General features: G+C 45.6%; 18 protein-coding genes and 1 riboswitch. Of the genes, 5 read left to right on the top strand and 13 right to left on the bottom strand.

The window, feature by feature from the left end; translation table 11 throughout:
• From SWH54_14110 to eno, 4 genes are all read right to left on the bottom strand, one after another.
• Window positions 1-7449: Ig-like domain-containing protein (locus tag SWH54_14110; GenBank protein MDY6792391.1), on the bottom strand; the 7449-nt coding region annotated here is incomplete at its 3' end.
• Window positions 7450-7519: 70 nt separating this feature from the next.
• Window positions 7520-7608: riboswitch (cyclic di-GMP riboswitch) on the bottom strand.
• 164 nt (window positions 7609-7772) lie between these two features.
• The gene (locus SWH54_14105; GenBank protein MDY6792390.1) at window positions 7773-9410 is read right to left on the bottom strand and encodes a CTP synthase; all 1638 of its coding nucleotides are present in this window, start codon (window positions 9408-9410) and stop codon (window positions 7773-7775) included.
• Entirely contained in the window at window positions 9403-10329 is a 927-nt protein-coding gene (locus tag SWH54_14100; protein ID MDY6792389.1) for a hypothetical protein, read from the bottom strand. The genes SWH54_14105 and SWH54_14100 overlap by 8 nt, the downstream gene beginning before the upstream one ends.
• A 28-nt stretch (window positions 10330-10357) precedes the next feature.
• Window positions 10358-11626, bottom strand: coding sequence for a phosphopyruvate hydratase (gene eno, locus SWH54_14095; protein ID MDY6792388.1), 1269 nt, complete (start codon window positions 11624-11626; stop codon window positions 10358-10360).
• Window positions 11627-11776: 150 nt separating this feature from the next.
• On the opposite strand from eno, the gene SWH54_14090 reads away from it, so the two are divergent.
• Complete coding sequence (locus SWH54_14090; protein ID MDY6792387.1) at window positions 11777-12187, top strand: hypothetical protein; 411 nt, start codon at window positions 11777-11779, stop codon at window positions 12185-12187.
• 162 nt (window positions 12188-12349) lie between these two features.
• Here the strand turns inward: SWH54_14090 and gpmI are convergent, their stop codons facing one another.
• The 9 genes from gpmI to SWH54_14045 form a co-directional block, all read right to left on the bottom strand.
• Window positions 12350-13897: a 2,3-bisphosphoglycerate-independent phosphoglycerate mutase gene (gpmI, locus tag SWH54_14085; protein MDY6792386.1), complete on the bottom strand. Its 1548-nt coding sequence runs from the start codon at window positions 13895-13897 to the stop codon at window positions 12350-12352.
• Between the two features lie 5 nt (window positions 13898-13902).
• On the bottom strand, window positions 13903-14283 hold the full coding sequence (gene rsfS / locus SWH54_14080; GenBank protein MDY6792385.1) for a ribosome silencing factor: 381 nt from the start codon (window positions 14281-14283) through the stop codon (window positions 13903-13905).
• On the bottom strand, window positions 14280-14945 hold the full coding sequence (gene nadD, locus SWH54_14075) for a nicotinate-nucleotide adenylyltransferase (GenBank protein ID MDY6792384.1): 666 nt from the start codon (window positions 14943-14945) through the stop codon (window positions 14280-14282). Before nadD ends, rsfS begins: the two co-directional genes overlap by 4 nt.
• Before the next feature lie 20 nt (window positions 14946-14965).
• Window positions 14966-15967: a GTPase ObgE gene (gene obgE / locus SWH54_14070; protein ID MDY6792383.1), complete on the bottom strand. Its 1002-nt coding sequence runs from the start codon at window positions 15965-15967 to the stop codon at window positions 14966-14968.
• A 2-nt stretch (window positions 15968-15969) separates the two neighbouring features.
• Window positions 15970-16233, bottom strand: coding sequence for a 50S ribosomal protein L27 (gene rpmA, locus SWH54_14065; GenBank protein ID MDY6792382.1), 264 nt, complete (start codon window positions 16231-16233; stop codon window positions 15970-15972).
• 96 nt (window positions 16234-16329) lie between these two features.
• The gene (gene rplU, locus SWH54_14060; protein MDY6792381.1) at window positions 16330-16641 is read right to left on the bottom strand and encodes a 50S ribosomal protein L21; all 312 of its coding nucleotides are present in this window, start codon (window positions 16639-16641) and stop codon (window positions 16330-16332) included.
• A 228-nt stretch (window positions 16642-16869) separates the two neighbouring features.
• The gene (locus tag SWH54_14055) at window positions 16870-18327 is read right to left on the bottom strand and encodes a serine hydrolase (protein ID MDY6792380.1); all 1458 of its coding nucleotides are present in this window, start codon (window positions 18325-18327) and stop codon (window positions 16870-16872) included.
• 43 nt (window positions 18328-18370) lie between these two features.
• The gene (locus tag SWH54_14050; protein ID MDY6792379.1) at window positions 18371-19258 is read right to left on the bottom strand and encodes a slipin family protein; all 888 of its coding nucleotides are present in this window, start codon (window positions 19256-19258) and stop codon (window positions 18371-18373) included.
• Window positions 19255-19635: a GntR family transcriptional regulator gene (locus SWH54_14045; protein ID MDY6792378.1), complete on the bottom strand. Its 381-nt coding sequence runs from the start codon at window positions 19633-19635 to the stop codon at window positions 19255-19257. Before SWH54_14045 ends, SWH54_14050 begins: the two co-directional genes overlap by 4 nt.
• Window positions 19636-20097: 462 nt before the next feature.
• On the opposite strand from SWH54_14045, the gene SWH54_14040 reads away from it, so the two are divergent.
• The 4 genes from SWH54_14040 (at window position 20098) to SWH54_14025 (ending at window position 24475) form a co-directional block, all read left to right on the top strand.
• Window positions 20098-20718, top strand: coding sequence for a DsbA family oxidoreductase (locus SWH54_14040; GenBank protein MDY6792377.1), 621 nt, complete (start codon window positions 20098-20100; stop codon window positions 20716-20718).
• 76 nt (window positions 20719-20794) lie between these two features.
• Window positions 20795-21739, top strand: coding sequence for a DMT family transporter (locus tag SWH54_14035; protein MDY6792376.1), 945 nt, complete (start codon window positions 20795-20797; stop codon window positions 21737-21739).
• 199 nt (window positions 21740-21938) lie between these two features.
• A complete protein-coding gene (locus tag SWH54_14030; GenBank protein MDY6792375.1) occupies window positions 21939-23216 on the top strand; it encodes an MFS transporter in 1278 nt (425 codons plus the stop codon).
• A gap of 191 nt (window positions 23217-23407) precedes the next feature.
• Window positions 23408-24475, top strand: coding sequence for a DUF362 domain-containing protein (locus SWH54_14025; protein MDY6792374.1), 1068 nt, complete (start codon window positions 23408-23410; stop codon window positions 24473-24475).
• Window positions 24476-24601 lie beyond the last annotated feature (126 nt).

Genomic DNA, 24601 nt, shown 5'->3' with positions numbered 1-24601 from the left:
ATTAACCGGATCATTTAGGACATATCCATAAAGATCGGTATCTCCACCGGCAAACAGAATGGGATCTTTTGCCGTCCATCTTCCGATATCAGGATCATAGTCTCTGTAACCGAATCTGAGAAGGCCGGTATTCCAATCGCGCAAACCTCCGGCGAATCCAAAGGGCATATCAAATGACGGATTTGAATCAACTATAATGTTGCCGAATGAGTCGTAGTCGGTTCTTTTTACCACATTACCTGCACTGTCTGCAACCGCACGTAACGAACCCACCTGGTCATAGGTGAGATAGTAGGTTGCTCCGCCTCGTGTCATGGCCACCGGCATTCTATCATCTGCATACTCGAAACGCATGATGAGGTTGTCGCTGCCGTCATACACAGCCAGTAGTCGTGTCAAACCCTGCCAGAGATATTTTTCTACAGTGATGCCGTTGACCATTTTGACAATCCGTCGCCCCAAAGGATCGTGGGTATACCCTATGACATTACCATTGGGCAAGTTCACACTTAAAAGCTCACCACGAGATGAATAATTATAAGTAGTCACATCAGAACCATCTGTTTTGGTCGCCAGAAAGCCATCTATATCATACTGGTACGAAGCGGTTCCGGCAGTTAAAAGATGATCTTCATCAGAATAGGTAAAACTCTTACCCGTAATGCCTCGAAGGGTATTCATCTCATAAATGCGGGTACCGTTGATATCATAGTCGTATTCCTCCACCATAGAGCCGTCTTTGGTGACTGTGATGAGACGACCCATGGGATCGTAGGTGTAATCATAAGTCGAAGTGATACCATCGACGGTCTCGATCTTTTGCACAATTTGGCCATTATCATCCTGTGCCAAACTCCAGGAACTGATGCTCTGGCCGCTGATGGTCGAAACCTGTCCATCCTGCTCACCATAGCCGTTGAAAGTACGATTCTGACTCAAAGTGCTACCGCTTAAACTTTCAGGCAGTCCGTTTTGTACATTGCGTATGATGGTAAAACTTCCAGCACCGGTCAAAAGACCGTCATTATCGTAGGTATAATTTTCCGTACCTCCAGCATAGCTAAAACCGGTTACATCAAAGTCGTTGTTGTAGGTGTAAGCTAAGGCTTGATTTAAAGTCCCGGTTAAGGATTCGGATGTCACCAGCTTTCCATCGTAGCCATAAGTAATTGATTCGGTCCCTTTGGTGATTGATTCCACATTTGTACCGCAAAGATAGGTATAATCGATATTTCCTTCAGGGGTCTGAACCTGGGACAAACGGGTCGTATCATAGATGTTTCTGATCTGCTGACCTGACGGAAAGTTAATTTCCGTTAAACGCCTGTCACGGTCATACACATAACTGTATGTTCCGCTGATGGGAGTCTGATATGAACTATTCAGGTTCACGGCATTAAACCCAAATCCGTGCTGAATGGATGATGGATTGGTTAAAACCGTCATGTTGCCATTACCGTCATAGGTAAAGCCCAAAGAGCTTCCGTCCGGCCTTCCGATCCCGGTGACCCGTCCCACCGTATCGTGTGTGTAGGTGGTGGTATAGCCTTCAGGATCAGTATAAGAATCCATAAAGCCCTGGGCATTATAAGACAAGGTGGCTTCCCGGGTGCCTGTGATTATGGAAGTTAATCTTCCCTGAGGATTATACCCGTAGTTTGTGGTATTCAGGCCGCGTATGCTCACAGACTCAGTCAGCAAAGTGGCCGGGTTGTATTGTGTGGTCACCGTCCGGCCTTCAGGGGCGGTCACCGTTTTTTTCGATTGCAGCACGTTGTTTACCAGGCTGGTTACTTTTCCGTTAACCGTTACGGTTTGGGTGATCAGATCCTTGATTTCATCCGAATTAGTATCCTCATAAGTTTTTTCCCTAAGCACGATCTTTTCGAGTCCGGACGGCGAAGTCTCGTGCATATCTTTAACGTATTTAAACTTATACTCGGAATCTACATCGTATTTGAACACGAGGTCCATCCCACAGGGTAGGGACTTGTTTACGGTGAGTCCGTCTGGTGATTGGCTGTATTGTGTTTCAGCACCTGTGGGACCGGTGATGGTAGAGGTATATGAACCAGTTGATTCGGTATGATCCAGGTAGGTAGTTTGATTACCTTCGCCCGTAGTCACTTCAGTTAAGACATCGCCATTTGCATTTCCTATTCTTTGATAATTCCAATGTCCTCCCTCTTCGTCCGTTGCATCGGTGAGTCTTCCTTGCGAATTGAACTGATGCTCAAATCGATTTCCTTCCGGTTCGATCTTGGCGGTCATCAGGCCATCTGAGGTATACTCAAAGCTATAATTATTGTTGTCAGGATAGGTGATATCGGTAAGATGGTTATTTCCATCTATGGTCAGTAAAGTTGTGATACCATCAGGAGATACAATAGAAGTTGGGACACCGTTTCCATCGCGGTTAATGATAGTCTGATTGCCGAATTGATCGATTATTGCAATAAGATTATTATCCGAATCATATTCAAACTCACGGATAGTGATCCCTATGTCGAGGTCAAATGTCGTCTTATGTCGACCGGAGCTGGACATGATGTGACCCATACCGTCCTTTTCGGCAAAGGGAATATCTCCTTCTGCCAATAAATTTATAAACACACCATAGGATCCTACTTTCCGGATGGTATTCGAAACGCCGGTAATAAAGATGTTTCCCGTGCTATCTGCTGCAACGGAAAAACATTGAAGTTGTGCCTTTATAGCAGACCCTCCATCACCGCTATAGCCCCAGATACCGTTACCTGCTATAGTTGCTATAATTCCGCTAGTATTAACTTTACGAATACGATTATTGCCTTGGTCGGCAATGAAAATGTTGCCGGTTGTATCCACTGCCAAACCGTGTGGATAGTTGAGTAAAGCTTCTGTAGCCAATCCGCCGTCACCATCAAAGCCTCCGTTACCACCACCGACGTCACCACTTCCTGCTACGGTGGTAATTATGCCGCTGGTATCCACCTTGCGAATCCGATTATTTCTTTGATCTGCAATGTAAAGGTTTCCTGAAGAATCGATTGCAACGTCTGTAGGATTATCAAGCTCGGCTTCAATACCAGGGCCACCATCACCACTAAAACCGCCTTGTGCGTATCCCATCCAATATCCGCCCCCTGTTCCTGCAACTGTAGTCATTAGACCAGCTGGATCTACTTTCCGGATACGATGATTGAAAGTATCTGCAATGTAGAGATTTCCCCATGTATCCAACGTAACACCACCGGGCCAGTACAAAGTACGTTGGGTAGCCAATCCATCACCAATAGTGCTTCCACCTCCTGCCACGGTCGTAATTATGCCGATAGTATCCACTTTCCTAATTCGATAACTACCTGAATCTGCAATGTAAAGGTTTCCTGAAGAATCGATGGCAACTCCTTTAGGATAATTAAGCGTAGCTTCTGTGGCAGGCATACCATCGCCATTATAACCCATGATTCCATTTCCAGCTATAGTTGTTATGATTCCATCAGTGTCTATTTTTCGAATACGATGATTGTATGTATCGGCAATGTATTGGTTGCCTGCGGCATCTATAGTAACACCATCTGGAAAATAGAGTTGGGCATCGGTTGATGGCCCACCATCACCGCTATATCCGCTGACGCCATTTCCAGCTACAGTATCAATGATGGATACATTATTTTCAACCATTGTACCATCACCTTTATGCAGTTTTGAGAGGTCTCTCAAACTAAGTGAATGGTGAGAAGAGATAGTCCAGCCATCAGCGATGACATATCCAACGCTACGTAACCCACGTTGGAGAATTATATTACTCCGCTTCCAGGATATAATCTCCTGCCTGGTTTTAACCTGTGTCAAGTCACCTCCCGCCTGAGCCCATGCGTTGTGATAATCACTTGGTTTTCCATATAAAGCATCATATGCAAAACCTATTTCAATTTGGGCGGGCGCACTAAATTTCACTTTCCCTCCTAAATAATCCTGGCCATCCCATCCAAATTTCGCAATTTGGTTAGGCTGAGGGTCCAAGGTTGTTTTAAATCTCCTGCCTGCCACCTTCATCTTAACGATTATATACTTAAGGCTTGCTGGTACTGTCTCGCCACTTACCGGAACATTAACATTAATTTCATAACCTTGCACACGATTGCTGGCATAATGAAGACTCATATCAATCCCTGGAATAAGGATATCTTCGTGGAAGATACGGCTTCTTTCTTCAACAAATGAGCTATTGTAACCTTTGCAATCTTTTTCTTCTCGAATCTTTTGGTCTGCCAAAGCCACAGCATCTGGATTTGGAGCCTCGGCATCTTCTGGAAGATGAAAAGGCCAATTCCAATCAAACTCTGAAAAATGATCCATCTCTACTCGCCAAAACTCAGCATCCGGCACATATTTCCCGGCATCCTCAAGGCCGGTTACCTCATCGCTATATGACCCATCCTCATTAAGATCATTAGGCTGACCATCGCCGTCTGCATCGAGGGAATCAACAATGCCGTCTAAATCTATATCAAGAAGCTTGACGACAACGCCGTTTTCAGAAGACACCCAAACGCCTCTGTCGTGGTCATAATAACCGACAGGAACGATCATACCCACATCAAAACCAAGGAAGTTGTCGACCCATGTAATGACTGGTTTATCAAACCTTACCCTTTGGGCGCCATCAACAGAAAGCTCCGCACAATAGGTGTAAGCTGAATTAGGCGGAAGAATGGCAGGCATTGAATCTGGTGTGGTGAATTCGCTTGCCCTGACGGAGATGGTCTCAAGTTGCTGAACATCGTTACCGTTTTCATCCACCAGCCAGGCGTGGTTGTCTCCGGTAAAGACTATGGAGCAGGAGCGGGAGCCGAATTCATCGGTGACTTCGGTGCTCTGATGTGTAACGATTGTATTCGCATTACCATCAAAGGTAAAATTGGTAGATACCGGGTCTTGTTCGATCATCTGGATGGTTTCTGTGATAGCGATATCGTTCCAGGGGGCATACACCTTCCGGTGAGATGTGATCAGCCCATTTTTTTGGTAAACCACAGTCATGGTTCCGCCACCTTCAACCGGGATGGAGAACCTGCCGGAGGTGTCTGTGGATACGGTTCCGTATTCGGGATGGTTGTGGATGGTGATGGAAACATCCGGTATGGGAGCATCATCTATGGAATGAACGATGCCGGTAATGAGTGAAAATCGATATGCATCGTACTCATCCACTGTTGAGTCGGGTGGTATTAGATCCTCATACTGCTGACCGAAGGAGCCATCGGGCTGAGGCAGGGGATTGCCGGTGACTTTCACCGTGGCCTTTGCACTGGCATTGCCGGCTGGACCGGTCACCGACAGGGTATAGGTGGTGGTATGTTCCGGAGACACGGAAATGGTTCCGTCAGTGGATACCACACCGATTCCGTTGTCGATGTGTGCGCTCTGGGCATTTTCCGATGACCAGGAGAGTGTCGCTGATCCGCCCTGGGCAATGGTTGCCGGTGATGCACTGAAACTAACCGCAGGCGGTACGTTTACCGTAACGGTCACACTGGCCGTGGCTGTGCCACCTGGATTTGTAGCTGTAATGGTATATGTGGTGGTTTGGGTAGGTGAGACAGAAGTTGATCCGTTTAACACCACGCTTCCCACACCGGGTTCTATTACACAGGTATCCGCATGGGTAGACTTCCAGGTCAGAGTAGAAGACTCGTCGGTTAAAATGGCCACCGGATTGGCCGAAATTTCTATTGTAGGTAAGGTAAATACGTTCACCATTATCGTATCTGGTGCACTGTTCACTGTACCGTCGTTTACCATAAGTTGGATTTCATAGATGCCGGTCAGATCGGCGGTAAAGGTCGGATTAACTACTGAAGAGTCGGAAAGGGTGGCCGTACTTCCTGCAGGAGCAGTTACAAACGACCAGTTATAGGTCAGGGGGTCTTGGTCTATATCACCGGAACCGCTGCCGTCGAGGGTAACAACGCTATTTTGCAAGGCAGTCTGATCCGGCCCTGCATTGGCCACAGGCGGGTCATTTATGGCATTGACCGTGAGGTTGACCGTGGCCTCATTGGAATCTATGGTGCCGTCATTGGCCTTGAAGGTAAAAGAATCAATGCCGTTATAGTTTGCCGCAGGGGTATAGCTTAGATCAGGCGCTGTGCCGGTTAAGGTGCCCTGGGAAGGGCTGGAGACAACCTGATAAGTTAAAGTATCTCCGTCTGCATCGGATGCGGTCAGGGTCGTGGAAGCGGTTTCATCTTCGTTCAGTGTCACGGTTTGGTGATTGGCCATTGGGGCATCATTGACCGGGTGGATGGTGATGCTGACCGTGGCAGTATCAGTGCCGCCGTTTCCGTCGCTGACGGTGTAATTAAAGCTGTCCATACCGTTAAAGTCTTCATCCGGCGTGTAGGTCAAGGTACCGTCACCGTTGCTGCCCGCCGTACCGTGGGCCGGCTGGGTAAAATCATCCACAGCAAGGGCATCACCGTCCGGATCCGTGTCGTTGGCTAAAACCGTTATGGCGGTTATCGGTGTATCTTCATTGGTGGTAGCCACATCACCGGCTGCTGTCGGGGAATCATTTACCGGCTGGATAGAGAGAGTGACTGTGGCGGTGTTGCTGTCCAAACTGCCGTCATTGGCTTTAAAGGTAAAGGTGTCGCTGCCGTTATAGTTTAGTGATGGGGTATATGACAGATTGGGGGCCTGGCCGGTTAAGCTTCCGTGGGACGGTCCGGTTACGATCTGATAGGTTAACGAATCGCCGTTGATATCGGATGCGGTCAGGGTAACGGATGCGGTTTCATCTTCGTTCAGTGTCACGGTTTGATTGTTGGCCACCGGCGCGCTGTTAGCTACAGTAACCGTTGCATTGGCGGTTGCCGTACCGCCACTGCCGGTGGCGGTAATGGTGTAAGTGGTGGTTTGTGGGGGTGAGACAGTGGCCGATCCGTTTAGGTCCACACTTCCCACATCCGGATCTATTGTGCAGGTATCCGCATATGTAGACGTCCATGATAAAGTTGAAGATTGACCCTCATGGATGGTTGTCGGGTTCGTCGATAGGGTGACCTCCGGCGGCGGGGTAGTGCCTTTTTTCTTTATCTGGATTTTTATTGAGGCTCTGCGATCCCCTCTGAGAAAGACGAACACTCGGTTCTTAGAACGCAACTGAACGTCTTTTTCCAGGACAGAGGCGGTCCCCCTTAAAAAACTGCGAAGACCGATATACTTTCCGTTTACAAAGCAAAACCCTCCCCGTATCTTTTTATCAGGTGTATTTTTGATAATGGATAAAACGCCTGGTGCAGGATCATCCACTTTAAATCGATGGGAGGAAAAATGAAAATGCCATCTTCCGATTTTTAAATCTTTGGGACCGAATACGGTCTGGTCCGCATAAACCGGTACGGCAACCGTTGAAATGACAAAAAGAATTACCAAAAGGGAAAGGATCTTTTTACACATGACTTTTCCTCCTTTTCAAAATAAAAAAAGCTGCTCCGCCAAAATGCGAAACAGCCTTTTACTTATTTCCTTCGGCGGCCTGACTGCCCTGGCAATATATTTGCTTTAGGCTCAGTGGCTTTGCGTGACCCGGTTTCCCTGGGTTTGCCTTTTCGAGAAATTATTTTTTCAGAGACTCTATCAGAAAGAATCCATTTTGTCAAATTTTTTATGATGTTTAGTAATTATTTATAATAAAATGAGGAGATTAGGATTAAAGATCTGATACGAACCGGTTTTAACTTTGTTCGCATCGCTCCCAATTGAAATAATGGAATGACGACTTATTTTGAATTTACCATAGATGCCTTGATAAAGTCTCTGAACAGGGGGTGCGGATCCATGGGGCGTGATTTGAACTCGGGATGAAACTGGCAGCCGAGATACCAGGGATGGTCCTTGACCTCAATGATTTCAACCAGGTCACCGGCAGGGGACATGCCGCTGATAATCAGTCCTTTTTGCTGGAGGATTTCTTTATACTCGTTGTTAAATTCGTACCTGTGCCGGTGTCGTTCTGAAATATCTTTGGTTTGATAAGCGTCAAATGCAAAGGAATTCTCTTTAAGTTTGCACGGATAGGCACCCAGGCGCATGGTGGCGCCTTTGTCAGAGGTGATGTCGCGCTTTTCAATCTTTTGGGTTTTATCGTTATACCACTCAAGCATCAGGTAGATCACCGGATGGGGGGTATCCTTGTCAAACTCGGAACTGTTGGCCTTTTCCAGGCCTGCAATATTTCGTGCAAATTCAATCACCGCAATCTGCATGCCCAGACAAATGCCGAAATAGGGAATCTTGTTCTCCCTGGCAAAATTGGCGGCACATATTTTGCCCTCAATCCCTCGTGTGCCGAATCCGCCGGGAACCAATATTCCGTCGGCCTCAACCAGATATTGACTGCATGTGTTGCTGTCTATTTTTTCTGAATCAACAAAAACAAGATTCACCCGACAATCGTTGGCCACCCCTCCGTGATATAAGGCCTCGTTTAAGCTTTTATAAGATTCGGTCAGGTCGACATATTTCCCCACGATGGCGATGGTGACGGAATGGGTCGGCGATTTATACATGGATACAAATTTTTCCCAGGCATCGAGCTTGGGAGCCCGGGTCCAGATATTCAGCAACTCCACAATCTTATCGTCCAGACCTTCCTTGTGAAAAATCAGCGGAACTTCATAGATGCACTCCACATCTTTGGCCGTAACCACGGCATCGACCGACACATTGCAAAACAGCGCTATTTTGGATTTGATATCTTTAGACAGATACCTGTCGGTGCGGCAAAGAAGTATATCCGGTTGAATACCGATGCTGCGAAGCTCCTTGACACTGTGCTGGGTCGGCTTGGTTTTAAGCTCACCTGCGGCTCCCATATAGGGAACGAGGGTAAGATGGATATACAAGACATTTTCTTTTCCCACATCCGCTTTAAACTGTCGAATGGCTTCAAGGAAAGGAAGGCTTTCGATGTCTCCTATGGTACCGCCGATTTCGACAATCACCACATCTGTTCCATTGGCCACCAGTTTGATGCTGTTGATGATTTCGTCGGTGATATGCGGAATCACCTGGACGGTGCCTCCCAGGTAATCGCCCCGACGCTCTTTGCTGATCACGGAATGGTAAATTTTGCCGGTGGTAAAATTATTGTCCTGACCCAGTTTTGCGTTGGTAAAGCGTTCATAATGACCCAGATCCAGATCGGTTTCCGAACCGTCATCGGTAACAAAAACTTCGCCGTGCTGAAAAGGATTCATGGTTCCCGGATCGACATTAATATACGGGTCAAGCTTCTGAATCGTTACGGTAAGACCCCGGCTTTCTAAAATCGCTCCGATTGCTGCCGAAGCAAGCCCTTTCCCCAGGGATGAAAGGACGCCACCGGTGACAAAGATGAATTTCGTATTCTCACTCATAGATCTTTTTAAACTCCTCAATCATTTTTTGTAACTCGCCAAGCTCACCGGACTGATGCGGCTCTGATACCACCTGTGTATCTTTGGGGTAAGTTGATTTTAGCCGATCAATATCAAACATTCCTGCTGAAAGGCCGGGGACAACTTTAATTTGGTCCACCTCAATCATGCGAATCATTTGGTCATCCTGGTAAAACTCAATGAGCATGGGATACCATAGTTTCCTTATCTTTTGCCATTTATAATATCTTACTTCCACACGATCCATTGGGCCGGCGGTATTGTTACGGTTTATCATCCAGCGAAAAGGTCTGAAAGTCTCCTTGTTTAACCATATTTGGGATGCGGCTTCGTCCGGGTATTGTGCCCCAAGGACGTAAACCGGTTTGCCGTTAAAACGCCCCAGGCTGACCACCGATGTACTGATGCCTGAACAGGCAAGCTGTTGCAACAGCGCAGACCTGGACTTATACAGGATGATATCCTTGTATCGATCAAATATGGTTTCATGATCGGCCACTGTTTTCCCGTCTAACACAGTCAGAGATATTCCATTGGAAACCACATGAATTCGTTTACTGGTTTGGGAAATGATATCCGAACGATATTTTTCAGGGAAGGTATACTTTAAGGTTTCCTTGAGTTCAATTGATCCCTGCGGAAAACTGTCATCATAAAGCACCAGTTTTTGTGATACAACAAGGCTTCCGGTGGTACCGATATTTTGCGCCATCAATTCAAGCAGGTGGGGACCCTGCAACACATAAGCATTTGCCGGGACAAAAAAATAAAGTAAAACCGCAATGGCGGTAATAAAGCCAATAATTTTATTAAGTTTGTTAAACATTTCTAATATGTGGTTCATGGTCAGCTTTAAAGGCTGGGCGGCCGGGAAGTGCTGCAGCACAAATGGTTGCAACTCTCACAACCTTCAAGCCTCCAAGCTGCTAGAATATCGAATCCGGAAACAAGGCGCCGCTTCCAAGATCTTCTTCAATCCTTATCAGCTGGTTATACTTGGCCACCCGGTCACTTCGCGACATGGAGCCGGTTTTTATCTGTCCACCGTTTACCCCCACCACAAGATCGGCTATAAAGGTGTCTTCCGTTTCACCCGATCGGTGAGATATGACGGTGGTATAACCCGCACTGTTGGCCATATCAATGGCATTAAGGGTTTCGGTAACTGTTCCTATTTGATTTAATTTGATGAGTATGGAATTGGCGATACCTTTTTCAATACCTTTTTCAAATATTTTGGGGTTGGTGACAAATATATCATCTCCTACAATCTGAATCGATCCGTCCAAACGGTCGGTCATGGCTTTCCAGCCATCCCAGTCTTCTTCGGCAAGACCATCTTCAATGGAAAGAACGGGGTATTTCTCAATTAAAGCGTCATAATAGTCAATCATCTGAGCGGACGTCAGTTCTTTTTTCTCCGAGCTTAAGATATACTTTCCCTTTTGGTAAAATTCGCTGGCGGCCGCATCAAGGGCAATGCCGATATCTTTTCCGGGTTGGTAACCTGCCGCTTTAACGGCGCTGATGATCAATTTAATCGCTTCTTCATTGGATTTAAGGTTTGGGGCAAACCCGCCTTCATCACCCACCGCCGTATTTAAGCCCTTTTCTTTTAATGTCTTTTTTAATGCATGGAAGGTTTCAGCCCCCATCTGTACGGCCTGAGAAATACTCTTGGCGCCAAAAGGGAGGATCATAAATTCCTGGATATCAAGATTGTTTGCCGCATGCGCTCCCCCGTTGATCACGTTCATCATGGGAAGGGGAAGGCACCTTGCATTGATACCCCCAAGATACCGGTAAAGGGGCAGTCCAAAGGCAGATGCCGCTGCCCTGGCGGCAGCCATTGAAACGCCGAGAATTGCATTTGCACCCAGTTTTTCCTTGTTGGCAGTGCCGTCCAGCTCGATCATGCAAGTATCAAGTCCCTTTTGATCTGCGGCATCCATACCGCGCACCACCGGAAATATTTCTTCCATCACGTTTTTCAGCGCACCTGAAACGCCCTTCCCACCATAGCGTTTTGACCGCTTGTCGCGAAGCTCCAAAGCTTCACGTTTTCCGGTGGAAGCCCCGGAAGGAACTGCTGCTCTGCCGACCGCACCACAGGCAACCATAACATCTACTTCCACGGTGGGGTTTCCCCTGGAATCCAGTATTTCTCTTGCTTTCATATCAATAATTTCAGTCATTGATCCCCCTTTTGGATTCATGTTTGGTAAGCTTAACCACCAACTACTCACAACTTGACAAATAAAACAAAAATGTTACTCTTGTTTAAATTTTATGTCAAGTATTTGGCGAATGTTAACACATCATTTTAAACTGTTTTTCAAAACATTATGAAGCCAGATAATCTTTATTCCAATGCTCATCTTTTCGTCGCAGCCATCAGGGTTTGTGAACATCAGAAATCTGCCCCGCCTTCAATCGGCGACATCTGCCGGTTAACATCTTTTTCTCTGGAGCGGGGGAATTTTATCTGCAAGCAGCTTAAAGAAATGGACATTATAGAAGCGGTTGAAGGTCCATACGGAATGCGACTGTCCGTCAAAAACCATACAAAAATCGAAGATATTCCACAGGAAGAACAGGAAAGCGCCCTTGAAGGTGAACTTGCAAAATTTAAGGAAACACAAAAATCTTTTGCCAATAAAATAGAATCGTTTACAGCCAAACAAAAAGAAAAAAAGAAAAGTCTTTTTGATGAGGTCGAAAAAAAATTAAAAAAAGAGCTCGATAAGAAAATATAGTCTCAAGTTTGATGCTATAGTAAAAAGTCCTTAAGTGCCTGATGGTGTCGTAAAGGCTCATGTACAAGGCGTAGCGGTTTTTCAGGGATGAGACTATACGATATAGTATGTCGAATTCCTGAAAAACCGCTACAACGCAGTAGGTGAGCCTTTACGACACCATCAGGTATCCAGTAGCGATTTACCTGTCATTAGCTCAGGTTTGCCAATGCCCATGAGTTGAAGCATAGTGGGAGCAATATCTCCCAGGCTGCCGGGTTTTAGGGCGGTACCTCGACGGTGATCATCCACCAGGATAAAGGGGACAGGGTTAAGGGTGTGGGCGGTATGCGGGTGACCGTTATCGGCTGTCATCTGCTCTGCATTGCCATGATCAGCGGTAAGCAGGACAACGCCACCTATGGCTTTCACTTCATTTACGATTTGTTTCACACATTCATCGATGGTTTCAGCCGCCTTGATTGCCGCATCAAGAATACCGGTATGGCCCACCATGTCCATGTTGGCAAAATTCAGTATGATCATGTCGTACTTTTTTGATTTTAACCTGGAGAGCACCTCCTGGGTGACCAGGTAGGCACTCATTTCCGGTTTCTGATCGTAGGTGGAAACCTCACGAGGCGATGGAATCAGACATCGGTCTTCCAAGGGGAACGCCTTTTCTTCCCCCCCGTTAAAGAAGTAGGTGACATGGGCATATTTTTCGGTTTCAGCTATTCTTAGTTGATGTAGGCCTTGTTTGCTTATTACCTCACCAAGTATTTCATCCAGATGAACCGGTGGGAAGGCCAAGGGAAGGGTAAATTTTTCATCATAAAGGGTCATGCAGACAAATTCGCATAATTTTGGGTAAAATTTTCTTTCAAATGATTCAAAAACCGGATCAGTTAAAGCGCTGGTAATTTCTCTGGCACGGTCTGCTCTGAAATTGAAAAAAACAACGCCATCATTATGCTGCAGCAATCCAAGGGGTTTTTCGGCTTTATCCGTCATAATGATGGGGCGGACAAATTCATCGGTCTCGCCTCGCAGGTAGGCGCTTTTTACCGCTTCTAGCGGATTTTTTTCACCGGTTCCTTCCCCCAGGGTATAGAGGCGGTATGCCTTTTCTATTCTGTCCCAGCGCTTATCGCGATCCATTGCATAAAAACGGCCGCATATGGTTGCTATTGTTGCAAAATTTTTGTCGGTGATATATTTCTGCAGCTGCTCGATATATCCGACACCGCTATCCGGCGGTGTATCACGACCATCCAGTATGGCATGAATAAAGACTTTGCTTATCCCTTTCTTGCTGGCCATATCCAGAAGGGCGAACAGGTGCTCAAGCTGACTGTGTACCCCTCCGTCTGAAACAAGACCCATCAGGTGAAGCGCCGAGTCATTTGCATTTACCTTTGACATCACCGCGGTGAGCGCTTCATTTTTAAAAAATTCTTTATTGCTGATCGCCATATCGATTCTCAACAGGTCCTGATACACCACCCTGCCTGCACCAATATTCAAATGTCCGACCTCGGAATTTCCCATAATGCCATGGGGAAGTCCGACCGCTTCACCTGAGCATAAAAGCTGTGTAGCCGGATATTCTTGTTTTAATTTGTCCAGGAAAGGTGTTTTGGCAAGCAAGACAGCGTTGCCCACTTTGTTGGCGCTTATTCCCCAGCCGTCAAGAATAATCAGCATGCATGGTCTGTTTTTGCTAGCCATAGGTTTTACATCCCTTTCTTTTCAGTTGCTTCAATAAGGCTTTTGGTCTGAATCCTTTTCGCATCCACCCAGAGTCCTTCGAGGTCATAAAAATCTCGCACGGACTCATAAAACACATGAATAATCACATGTCCGTAATCAAGCAAAACCCAGTGCCCTTCTTTTTTACCCTCTATACTTATGGGTTGTATTCCGGCCTTTTTAAGCTCTGTTTGGATAAATTCCGCTATTGCCGTCACCTGGCGATTCGAACGGCCGCTGCATATGATAAATGACTCTGCCACCGAGGTCAGTTCCCGGACATCCAGCACAACGACCTCAAGCGCTTTTCTGCCTAAAGCCGCTTTAACATAAAGATCGAGTGAAGGATCATAATCATGCTTCATCGGTAAAGCCCATTTGTTTTTATAAAATCGATGGTTTGATCAGGTACCAGAAACCGGATGGAACGTCCTTCTTTTATATGACTTCGTATGGCCGATGATGAAATTTCAAGTGGGGTGACATCAAAAAGGAAAACGGGTTTTAATTCCTTATGGAAAAAGCCGGATTGTGAAGCGTTAAATTTATATCCGGTGGATATCTTAGAGTGAATGAAATCTTCAACCTGCTGTTGTCTCAGATCCGGGTCTGTGTGCCCGGAATACGGTCTGGTTAAGATAATAAAAGGAATCAGCGGAAAGAGATTCATATACGATTTCCATGTGTCAATTTCAAGGAATGCATCAAGCCCGAGAATAAAATAAAGTTCGCTATCTTTTGCCAGAGCCGACTTAAAATGAATAATCGTATCAATGGTATATGAAGGTCCTGAGCGTTTTAATTCAACATCAGAAGCTACAAAACCCGGTGTATTTAAAGTCGCCATACGCGTCATTTCATAGCGTTCTTTGGGGCCGGCCACATGCTCCGATTGTTTGTGTGGTGGAATCGCACAAGGAATGAAATAAATTTCATTCAAGGAAAAACCTTGTTTTACTTCCACCGCAGCCCGAAGGTGACCCAGGTGAATCGGATTATATGTACCGCCAAAAAGTCCTATGCGCATTTTAATACCTTGTTATGTCGTTATTGGTTCAAATTGTCCAGACATTTAACAATTTGAGTTTTTAGTTTGTCAAGCCCTGTTCCGTTGATGGCGGAAATCAGCAGTACGTTTTTATCCTTTACGGCAGACTGGAAAATGGTGGCTGCCTCATCGGCGCCGGTTAAATCCAGTTTATTGACAACCACAATTTGAGGTTTTTCGGCAAGTCCCTTGCTGTACATGGCCAGTTCCCGGTTAATGGTGTGGTATCCCTTAAGAGGGTGATTCAGATCTATGGATAACGCATCGATGAGGTGGACAAGGATTCGGGTGCGTTCAATATGCCGTAAAAATTTAATGCCAAGACCGGCTCCTTTATGGGCGCCTTCAATCAATCCAGGGATGTCGGACAGAACAAAAGGCTCTCCGCCGGGGGGTTGAACCACACCCAGATTTGGCGAAAGGGTGGTAAAGGGGTAATTTCCTATTTTCGGATTTGCTGCGGAGATGGAACTGATAAGAGTGGATTTGCCCGCATTGGGAAGACCGATGATGCCGACATCCGCAAGAAGCTTAAGATCAAGCTTAAGTGTGACTGTTTCGCCCGGCTCGCCCGGTTGAGCAAATCGGGGAGTACGATTTGTCGATGTCTTAAAGCGCCTGTTTCCCTGGCCGCCTCTACCGCCTTTGGCTGCGATAAAAATTTCATCGGGTTTGGTGAGATCTTTTAGGATTTGCTCGGTTTCAGCGTCGCGGACCAGTGTTCCCGGAGGAATTTCTATGATGAGATCCGGGCCGTTTTTTCCGGTTTTTTGCTTACCTTGGCCACTGGCGCCGTTTATGGCTTTAAACTGTCTTTTGAATTGAAAATGTTGCAGTGTCCGTTTGCGAAAAGTTGTTTTTAAAACAATATCGCCGCCTTTACCACCGTCCCCGCCGTCCGGGCCTCCCTGCGGGATAAACTTTTCACGCCTGAAACTGACACAGCCGCTTCCACCGTTCCCGGATTGAACAGTAATAATCGCTTCATCAATAAATTTCACACTTAGAGAGAACCCTCAGCATAGACGCTTGCTTTTTTGCGGGAACGGCCAAACCGTTCATAAGATACCACACCGTCGATTTTGGCAAACAGAGTATAATCTTTGCCTATTCCGACGTTCTCTCCCGGATGTATTTTCGTTCCAAGCTGTCGAACCAGTATATTTCCGGCTCTTACTTTTTGCCCGCCATAGATTTTTACCCCGCGTCTTTGCGCATTGCTGTCACGGCCATTTTTAGAACTGCCGCCTGCTTTTTTATGTGCCATTTTAAAACTCCTTGAACCGATTTTAAGGCACTATCTGCCAATAACCGGTAAAAATTTTGTGTTTTATTGTTGAGGATGAGCTGAATTTTGCAAAATTCAGGCTTTAATGCTGTCGACTTTAACTGCCGTAAATTGCTGACGATGCCCCTGTTTCCGACGATATCTTTTACGCCGCTTATATTTGAAAACAATAATCTTTTTTGCCTTTCCCTGCTCCACGATATGTCCGTTCACCGTCACATCTTCAAGGAGTGGTGTGCCTATATTTACCTGCTCCCCATCGGAAAACATAAGAATTTTATCAAAAGAAACGCTGTCACCCACCTCTCCGGTCAGTTTTTCAACTCTTAAAATTTCACCTTCGCGAACTTTATATTGCTTTCCTCCCGAATCAACTATAGCATACATTCTTACAGCCTCCTTTAATCGGCTTTGTTTTAGTTAGCTTTAAAAATTAATAAGCATCTATCTTTCACAAGCTTTTGTCAAGAAAAATATCGCCGATATTCTTTGAATTTTTAAATAAGGATGAAAACGATCCAAAGGGTGATGATTTCAATGAAACCATCGAGACTGAAAAAACAGCTCGACTAAGGGAAAAGATAATTTTGTCAGTCGGGCCGGTGATGGGCGGCTCTATTTTGCAATTTGGTTTCCATACCATTTCCATTGGCCATTCTCTTTGATCAGCTTGCTGCCGATCATAAATGAGGCTTCAAAATATTTATCCTTAAGCACCACATCAATCTTAGCCTTGTCGCCCTCAGGCTCAAACTTGGTGAAGATGATTTTAGCCTCGGACGCATAAGGTAAAATTCTCATTAAAAATCTTACAGCCATTTGTTTGGTGACGCCATCATGGAGAAATCGATCCGAAATTAAGTCGTCTATGGTCGCCATATCTTTGTTAAACATTGCTTGATTATAGTCAGTTTTGAAAGATGTTACGTCTTGGGGCAACTCCGCGCTTTTGAGGGATTCTTTCACCGGCCGTTTCCTTTGAACAGAAGATGCAACCAAATCAAATAGGGGGCTGTAATGAATCGAAGTGGGCGGATGAGGCCGTGTTTCTGAGGTTACCGCAATAACAAGGTCAAGTTCCGGAACCACCACGATAAATTGCCCTCGCCTTCCCCAGGCCCTGTAACTGCTGCAGCCATCAACTTTCTTCACCCACCATTGATATCCGTATCCAAACGGTCCATATATGGGGTGGCGAATGGCCTGTATCTGCTGAGCGGTAGATTGTTTCACCCAGTATTCAGGGACAATGGATTGACCGTTCCAATATCCATTATTCAGGTACAGGAAACCCAATTTTGCTAAATCCCGTGCTGATAGGCCCAAACCGAAACCGCCAATATGGTATCCTTGCGGGTCTTGATGCCAATAGGCTGATTGTATCCCCAACGGTTCAAAAAGGTTTCTCTTTGCAAAATACAAGGCGGTGGTTTTGGTCGATTTTGACAAAATTGCAGATAGAAGATGCGATGTTGATGAGTTGTAATTAAATTCATCCCCCGGATTTTTTTCCTGCGGAAGTTGAATGGCAAATTTTAACCAATCCGGAGAAGTATACCAGTTCCGCATACTAGGGCCCCTATCATCCCATTGAAATCCGGCACTCATGGTCAAAAGATGCCTAACAGTGATCTTTTTTTTCCTCGGATCCACTTCACCGTTGAAATACTGGGGAAAAAATTCGATTAGTCTTTGATCGACACTGTTAAGATAGCCTTTTTTCAGTGAAATACCAATCAGGGCGGAGGTCACACTTTTGGTAACGGAATGAACAACAGCATATTTTTCCGGACTTCCCCACGAGTAATATTTCTCAAAAACCAAATAGCCGTTTTTAACCACCAGCAGACTAAATGCATCGGGAAGTCTGTTTTGGATAAATTCGTCTGCTATGGATAGTTTGGCGGAATCCATACCCTGCATTTCCGGAGTGGACATCTTCCAGCCGCTGGTGGGCCAGTATTCCCGCTTTTTTGGTTGTGCGGAAACTGAATTCTGAACCAAAAATGCAAAAAGAATAAAAAAAGGAATACAAAATAATAGTTTGCTATAATCTAATTTTAATAATTTCATATGTATCTCCTTTTATGGTGAAAATATGGTCCACAAAGAGATTTTAAGTTTCACCCTCGCTTTTTTCAGCCAAAGCGGCCAGCCCGCCGATCGCACCCATATTCATTGATTCCAGCGCGGAACTCGGGACAATAATCAATGATCCCTTTTCCTTGAGCCCTTCGAAAAGCATATTCATCCCACGCAATTGGAGCGCCACCGGGTTGTCCTGGTATTTCCCACTGGCCTCGGCAAATTTTTCCGATATTTCGGTTTCAGCCGTTCCCAGGATAATTCTGGCCTGACGTTCCCGCTCCGCCTGGGCCTGTTTGCTCATTGCATCTGAAAGCGCTTCCGGAATGATAATGTCTGAAATTCCCACGTTTTGACAGGTGATTCCCCAGGGGTTGGTGTGTTCATCAAGCGTGTGTTGCAGGGCATCGGCAATTTTATCACGATGCTGCAAAAGATCTGCCAATTCATGTCTGCCAATAATATCCCTTAGGCCGGTTTGAGCGATGTAGGTAACGGCGTCGATATACCGCTTGACTTCCAAAGCGGTTTTTTCAGCATCCCATACCGTCCAGTAAACAACCGCGTCCACATCCACCGGGACCGTATCTTTTGTGAGCGTTTTTTCTGCGCGAAAATCAGTGACCCGAACGCGCTGATCGATATAATTGTCCACTCGATCAATAATGGGTATGATAAAGAATATTCCCGGACCTCTTAACCCCACAAATTTTCCCATTCTAAGGACAATGGCTTTTTCCCATTGATCTGCAATTCGGATGGAAGCCGCAAAGATCAATAAAATGATTCCTCCGGGGGCTGCAAGGCTCCAGTGAATGATATTGAAAAAAATCAACACGATTCCGCCGGCTAAGGTTAAAATAATGATGGTCATGGATATTGGGTTGATGGATTTTTGGTTTTCTTTTTCTGAATTCATGGTTTCCCTCCTTGCCTTTTGTTGAGTTCATTTATCATATCCTCAATGCCAAACCCATAACTGGATGCAATGCTTAAAAACTCCGAACAGATATTGGCCAGCTTGTTTTGCCGCTCAGTTTGAGGGATTTGAACGCTGACCGTACCGATGAATGTGCCGGTGCCCTGCTGGCTTTCCAAAACGCTTTGAATTTCAAGTTCCCGGTATGCTTTGCTGACTGTGTTGAGATTCACCTTAAGTTCAACGGCTAAAGCCCTGACCGTTGGCAATTGATCTCCAACTTTTAATTCTCCGCTGGCCACCCCGTAACGGATTTGATCAATGATCTGCCGATAAAATGGAATCCCTGATTTGGGATCTAACTTAAACTTGATCATGAGAAGTTGCCTCCTGCTCATAAAAACATTTAATTAATTTAATATTGTAATAGTAGTATAATACAATAGAGATATTATTGTCAAGAAAAAAAACCTTTTTTCTGGTTATCTCTATTAAATTCTATGAAAAGAAAAAACTTCCGGCATGAATCCGCTGAAAAAAATGCGTATTGAACAAGAAGATGATCAAATCATGATCAGATACATTTTCCTGTCCCGATAAAGTATACGGTCACAAGCAAATGGTATGGTGAGGTCAGAGGCGGTGTATAACCGGGTTGGCTTCCCTGATCCATAGGTTCACTTTTTAGACTTGCTTTTTGCAATGTGGGGTTTCGGCATATGTGGTCGCAGAAAAAAACGTTTGCATAACAGTGCGTTTTGTTGACAACCATCATGCATGCATATAAAGGAAGTGACCAAAACCATGAAAAACCTGTATTGAGATAAAAAGGAATTAAAATGGTCACCATCCCAACACTTGAAATCTATTCAGATTATATCTGACCCTGGTGCTATTTCATTACCGGGAGTATTGAACAGCTGAAGAAAAAATTTGACATTGAAATAAAATGGCGTACTTTTCCCCTGCATCCGGACACTCCAAAAGAGGGGCTCACTCTTGAACAGCTGTTTGCCGGTATACCGGTGGATGTCGATCTCATGATGCAGAAATTGAAAAAAACAGCAGCGAATCATGGTTTACCCTTCGGTAACCGGAAAAAAACATATAACAGTCGCCTGGCTCAGGAGTTGGGAAAATGGGCAGAGTCAAACAATGCCGGGGATGCATTTCATAAACAGGCATTTAAGGCTTATTTTGTGGATGGAAAGAACATCGCCGAATTGTCGGTTCTTCTGGATTTGGCAGAATATGTCGGCCTGAACCGGGAAGAAGCCGAATCGGTTCTTTTGAACCGGACCTTTAAAAACGCGGTGGACGAAGACTGGGCTCTCTCTGGTAAAAAGGACATCAGGGCGGTACCGACTTTTATGATATCAAATGATCGACTGGTTGGCGCACAAAGTTACCCGGACATGGAGAGATGGGTCATTTCAAATGGAGTGAAAAAAAAAGTGTAAAGCGCTGGAATAATCCAATGATGGGAATGATCCACTGGAAATGGTTTAAATCCAGGGCCGATTACGATCACATTCGATGATGAATCTGCGACATAAAAAGAAAACAGCTAAAATGGATAGAGCTAAAAGCCGGCTTAGGACCGGACTTCCATATGTTCTGCTGATGATCGCACCGCTATGCTGGGCCGGTAACATGGTTCTGGCACGTGGTGTGGCTGAGATCATTCCCCCGATAAGCCTTGCATTCTGGAGATGGACGATTGCTTTTATCCTCCTGCTCCCTCTTGTCTGGAAATATGCGAAACAGGATTGGGGGCTGATGATCTTGCATTGGAAAATGATGATATTTTTATCCCTGACCGGGATCAGTCTTTTTAACGTGCTCCTTTATACCGCGTTACATACCACCACGGCCATTAACGGTGCTTTGATCCAGACAGCCATGCCGGCGATGATCATTCTGATATCGGTCATGTTATTCCATGACAAAATCAACCGGATCCAGGTGGCGGGTGTGATGCTGTGCCTGATCGGCGCTGCTGTGGTGGTGTTGCACGGGAAATTTACCAATTTGCTGAAGCTGACTTTTACCCGGGGTGATCTGCTCATGATCATTGCGGTCATTTTTTACGCGTTCTATTCCGCCTGCCTGCGTAAACGGCCTAAGATACACCCGTTAAGTTTTTTGGTATACTCTTTCGGTATCGGCGCACTCTTCTTATTGCCTTTTTATGTTGGGGAAATGATCTATGCGGGCGCGCACGATATGAATAAAAATTTTGTTTTCAGTATCTTATATGTTGCCATATTTCCATCAATTGTGGCTTATTTTAGCTGGAACCGGGGAATAGAGATGATTGGGGCAAATCGTGGCGGATTGTTTATAAATCTGATTCCTGTATTTGCATCACTGATGGCAATGATCTGGCTCAATGAATCACTGATGATATTCCATATCATCGGAATGGGAATGATTTTTGTGGGAATGATTTTGTTTAACCGTTATTCGGCAACAGGGTAAAATTGATGGCAGGACTATCTGATCAGCTGATCATTGATCATATATCGCTTTACAGGTTGAGGGTGCTGCCGCGGTTTACAAACAATTTAGGTTTTGCTATAAAACATTTTTAACTTGCTTTTATTTTTTAAATTCTCAATGGGCCTTCCTCACCACGTGCATGTTAAGCACGTTCGTCGATATTGCCCTAAAGGATCTTATGGGCAAAAACCAATCAAACATGGATAAAGACCCCCATCGATGGATCATTTTTATTACCATCTGTATGGTCTATTTTTTTGTATATTTCCATCGTGTTTCCACTTCGGTAATTGTATCCGACTTGCTTAAATCGTTTCATACCAACGCTTCGGCTCTGGGTTTCATGTCTTCCATGTATTTTTATCTCTATGCGTTTGAACAGCCGCTGGTGGGGTATCTGTCGGACAGAATCGGGCCGCGGCGGGTGATCACTTACTGGTCGATGGTGGCCGCGGCCGGGTGTTTTGTTTTTGGAATGGCACCGGGCATCGGCTGGGCGTCTATCGGCAGGGCATTGATCGGCATCGGTGTCGGCGGGGTCTACGTGCCGTCAATAAAAGCGTTTTCGCTGTGGTTTAAGAGAAAAGAGTTCGCCACCATGATCGGGCTTTTAATGTCGGTGGGCAATTTGGGTGCCATGATTGCCACCACGCCCCTGGCCTGGGCATCGGAAATCTGGGGCTGGCGATGGACATTTTTTCTAATTGGCGGGATTACCCTTTTATTTGCATTTGTGATTCTGGTGTTTACCCGAGACCATCAATCTTTGAATCAGCCGGTTGAAAACCAATCAGGTTTCGTGCAGTCGAATAGACCCGGGACAAAGAAACAGGTGGTGCGGATTCTGACTTCCGGGCAATTCTGGATCATCGCCATGATTTTTTTTGGTATATACGGCACCCTGGTCACTTTACAGGGACTATGGGCCACGCCGTTTCTGATGGTCGCATTGGATATCGAGCGGGTCTTGGCCAGCCAACTAAATATGCTGATTCCCATTGGGGTAATCATTGGTTCGCCTTTATTCGGTTGGCTGCCTGACCGGTATTCTTTGGACAAGCGGAAAACACTCACCGCCATTCTTGGGGTATACAACCTGACGTGGATCGGTGTGGTTTTCTTTTACAGCCAACTTGGGATTACCGGGTTTTCCCTTGTGCTGCTGCTGATGGGTATTGTCACGGGTGGGTTCATCAGCATACTTTGGGGGATTGTGGGAGAGATCACACCGGCAAAAATATTAGGCCTGACATCCGGGGTGCTCAACCCGGCGCCGTTTTTCGGTGTGGCAATATTTCAGATTCTGACCGGTACCATCCTGGACCATTCTGAACGGTTGAATGACCTGTACTCTCTCGCCGGTTTTAAAAACGCGTTTTTACTGTGCCTGCTCAGTTCAATCGTTTGCATGGGTGTTTCTATTCTCATCCGCAAACCCGACCGATCTATCGATTAGCAAAGTCAATTTAAAAGATATTTCCCCTATTGACATGTATACCGCTTGAAATAAACTTAACATTTCATATTAGACGTGTTATAAAATTACTATTGTTTTTCTGCTAAAGGTAACCATCCCTCAAGTACGACATTCAATAGGATCATGCGCAAAGGAAAGATAACCGATTAAATATTGCAAAGGAGCATCCCATGCCCAAAGTAATGATACATCCGGCCACTTATGATGATGTGCGTGTAGCGGTAAACACGGCTTTCAAGCTTTTTCCGCTAGAGGTGACCGGCAAAAAGGTTTTGATAAAACCCAATGTGCTTCGGTCTTCAACAGCCGAAGAAGGCATTGTTACCCATCCGGCGGTCTTAAAGGCGGTGGTTGATAAAGTGGAGGAAATGGAACCGGCCTCGCTCATCGTGGGGGACAACCCGGGGTTGTTCAGTTACGGAGCAAATGAGGAGAGTTTTGAAAAGACCGGATTGCTGTCCGCTGCCAAAGGTTATTATGAAAACATTGGGAACGATTCGGTCAAGGTGGACTTTAACCCTGATTTCATGCCCAGAGTAAGCCTTTCTCGGGCTGTTCTCGAAGCGGATGTGATCATCAGCCTGCCTAAATTCAAAACCCATGGGCTGACGGTAATGACCGTGGCCATCAAAAACAGTTATGGTTTTTTACCCGGAGCCCAGAAATCCAAGCTGCACAGAGTAGCTGGCAGTTCTGAACGCTTTCATGATGTGGTTGTGGACGTATTTCAACTTCGGGTACCTGATTTGTTTATCGTAGACGCGGTAGTGGGTATGGAGGGCAATGGACCGGCCTCCCCGGACCTGAGGAATATCGGTTTGATCCTGGCCTCCAACAACGCGGTTGCTCTGGATTCAACCATCGCCAGGATGATGGGAGTGGATCCAGACCGGTTGCAGTTCCTTAAAAAGGCCAGGGTAATCGGCCTGGGTGACTACGATCTGGATCAGATAGAAATCATAGGGGAGTTGAAATTGCTGTCCGATTTTAAACTTCCGCCCCTAGGGGGCGAAGCGATCATGGAAAACCAGGCGGCCCAAGAAATGATACGCAGTAAAACCCTCCTAACCCCGCGGGCGAATCCCGATCTGTGCACTGCCTGTGGAACCTGTATCGATCAGTGTCCGGTGTCGGCCCTGTCCATGAACGAAGACCTCCCTGAAGTGGACGATGAAACCTGTATCAGATGTTTTTGCTGCCAGGAAATTTGTCCGGAAAAAGCGATTGCATTAAGGTAGTTTTTAAATCATTAGTGTCCGGTTAAAATTTTATAAAAGCTTCTAACTAATTAATATAATACGATTTAGTGACGATATCAAGAGGGATCGATTTGAAATCAGCTTATTAGGCCTGATATTCCTTTC

This window comes from Thermodesulfobacteriota bacterium (genome assembly GCA_034189135.1).
Lineage (GTDB): Bacteria > Desulfobacterota > Desulfobacteria > Desulfobacterales > JAUWMJ01 > JAUWMJ01.
Note: the sequence above shows the minus strand (reverse complement) of the source record. Positions and strands in the feature narration are given on the sequence as shown.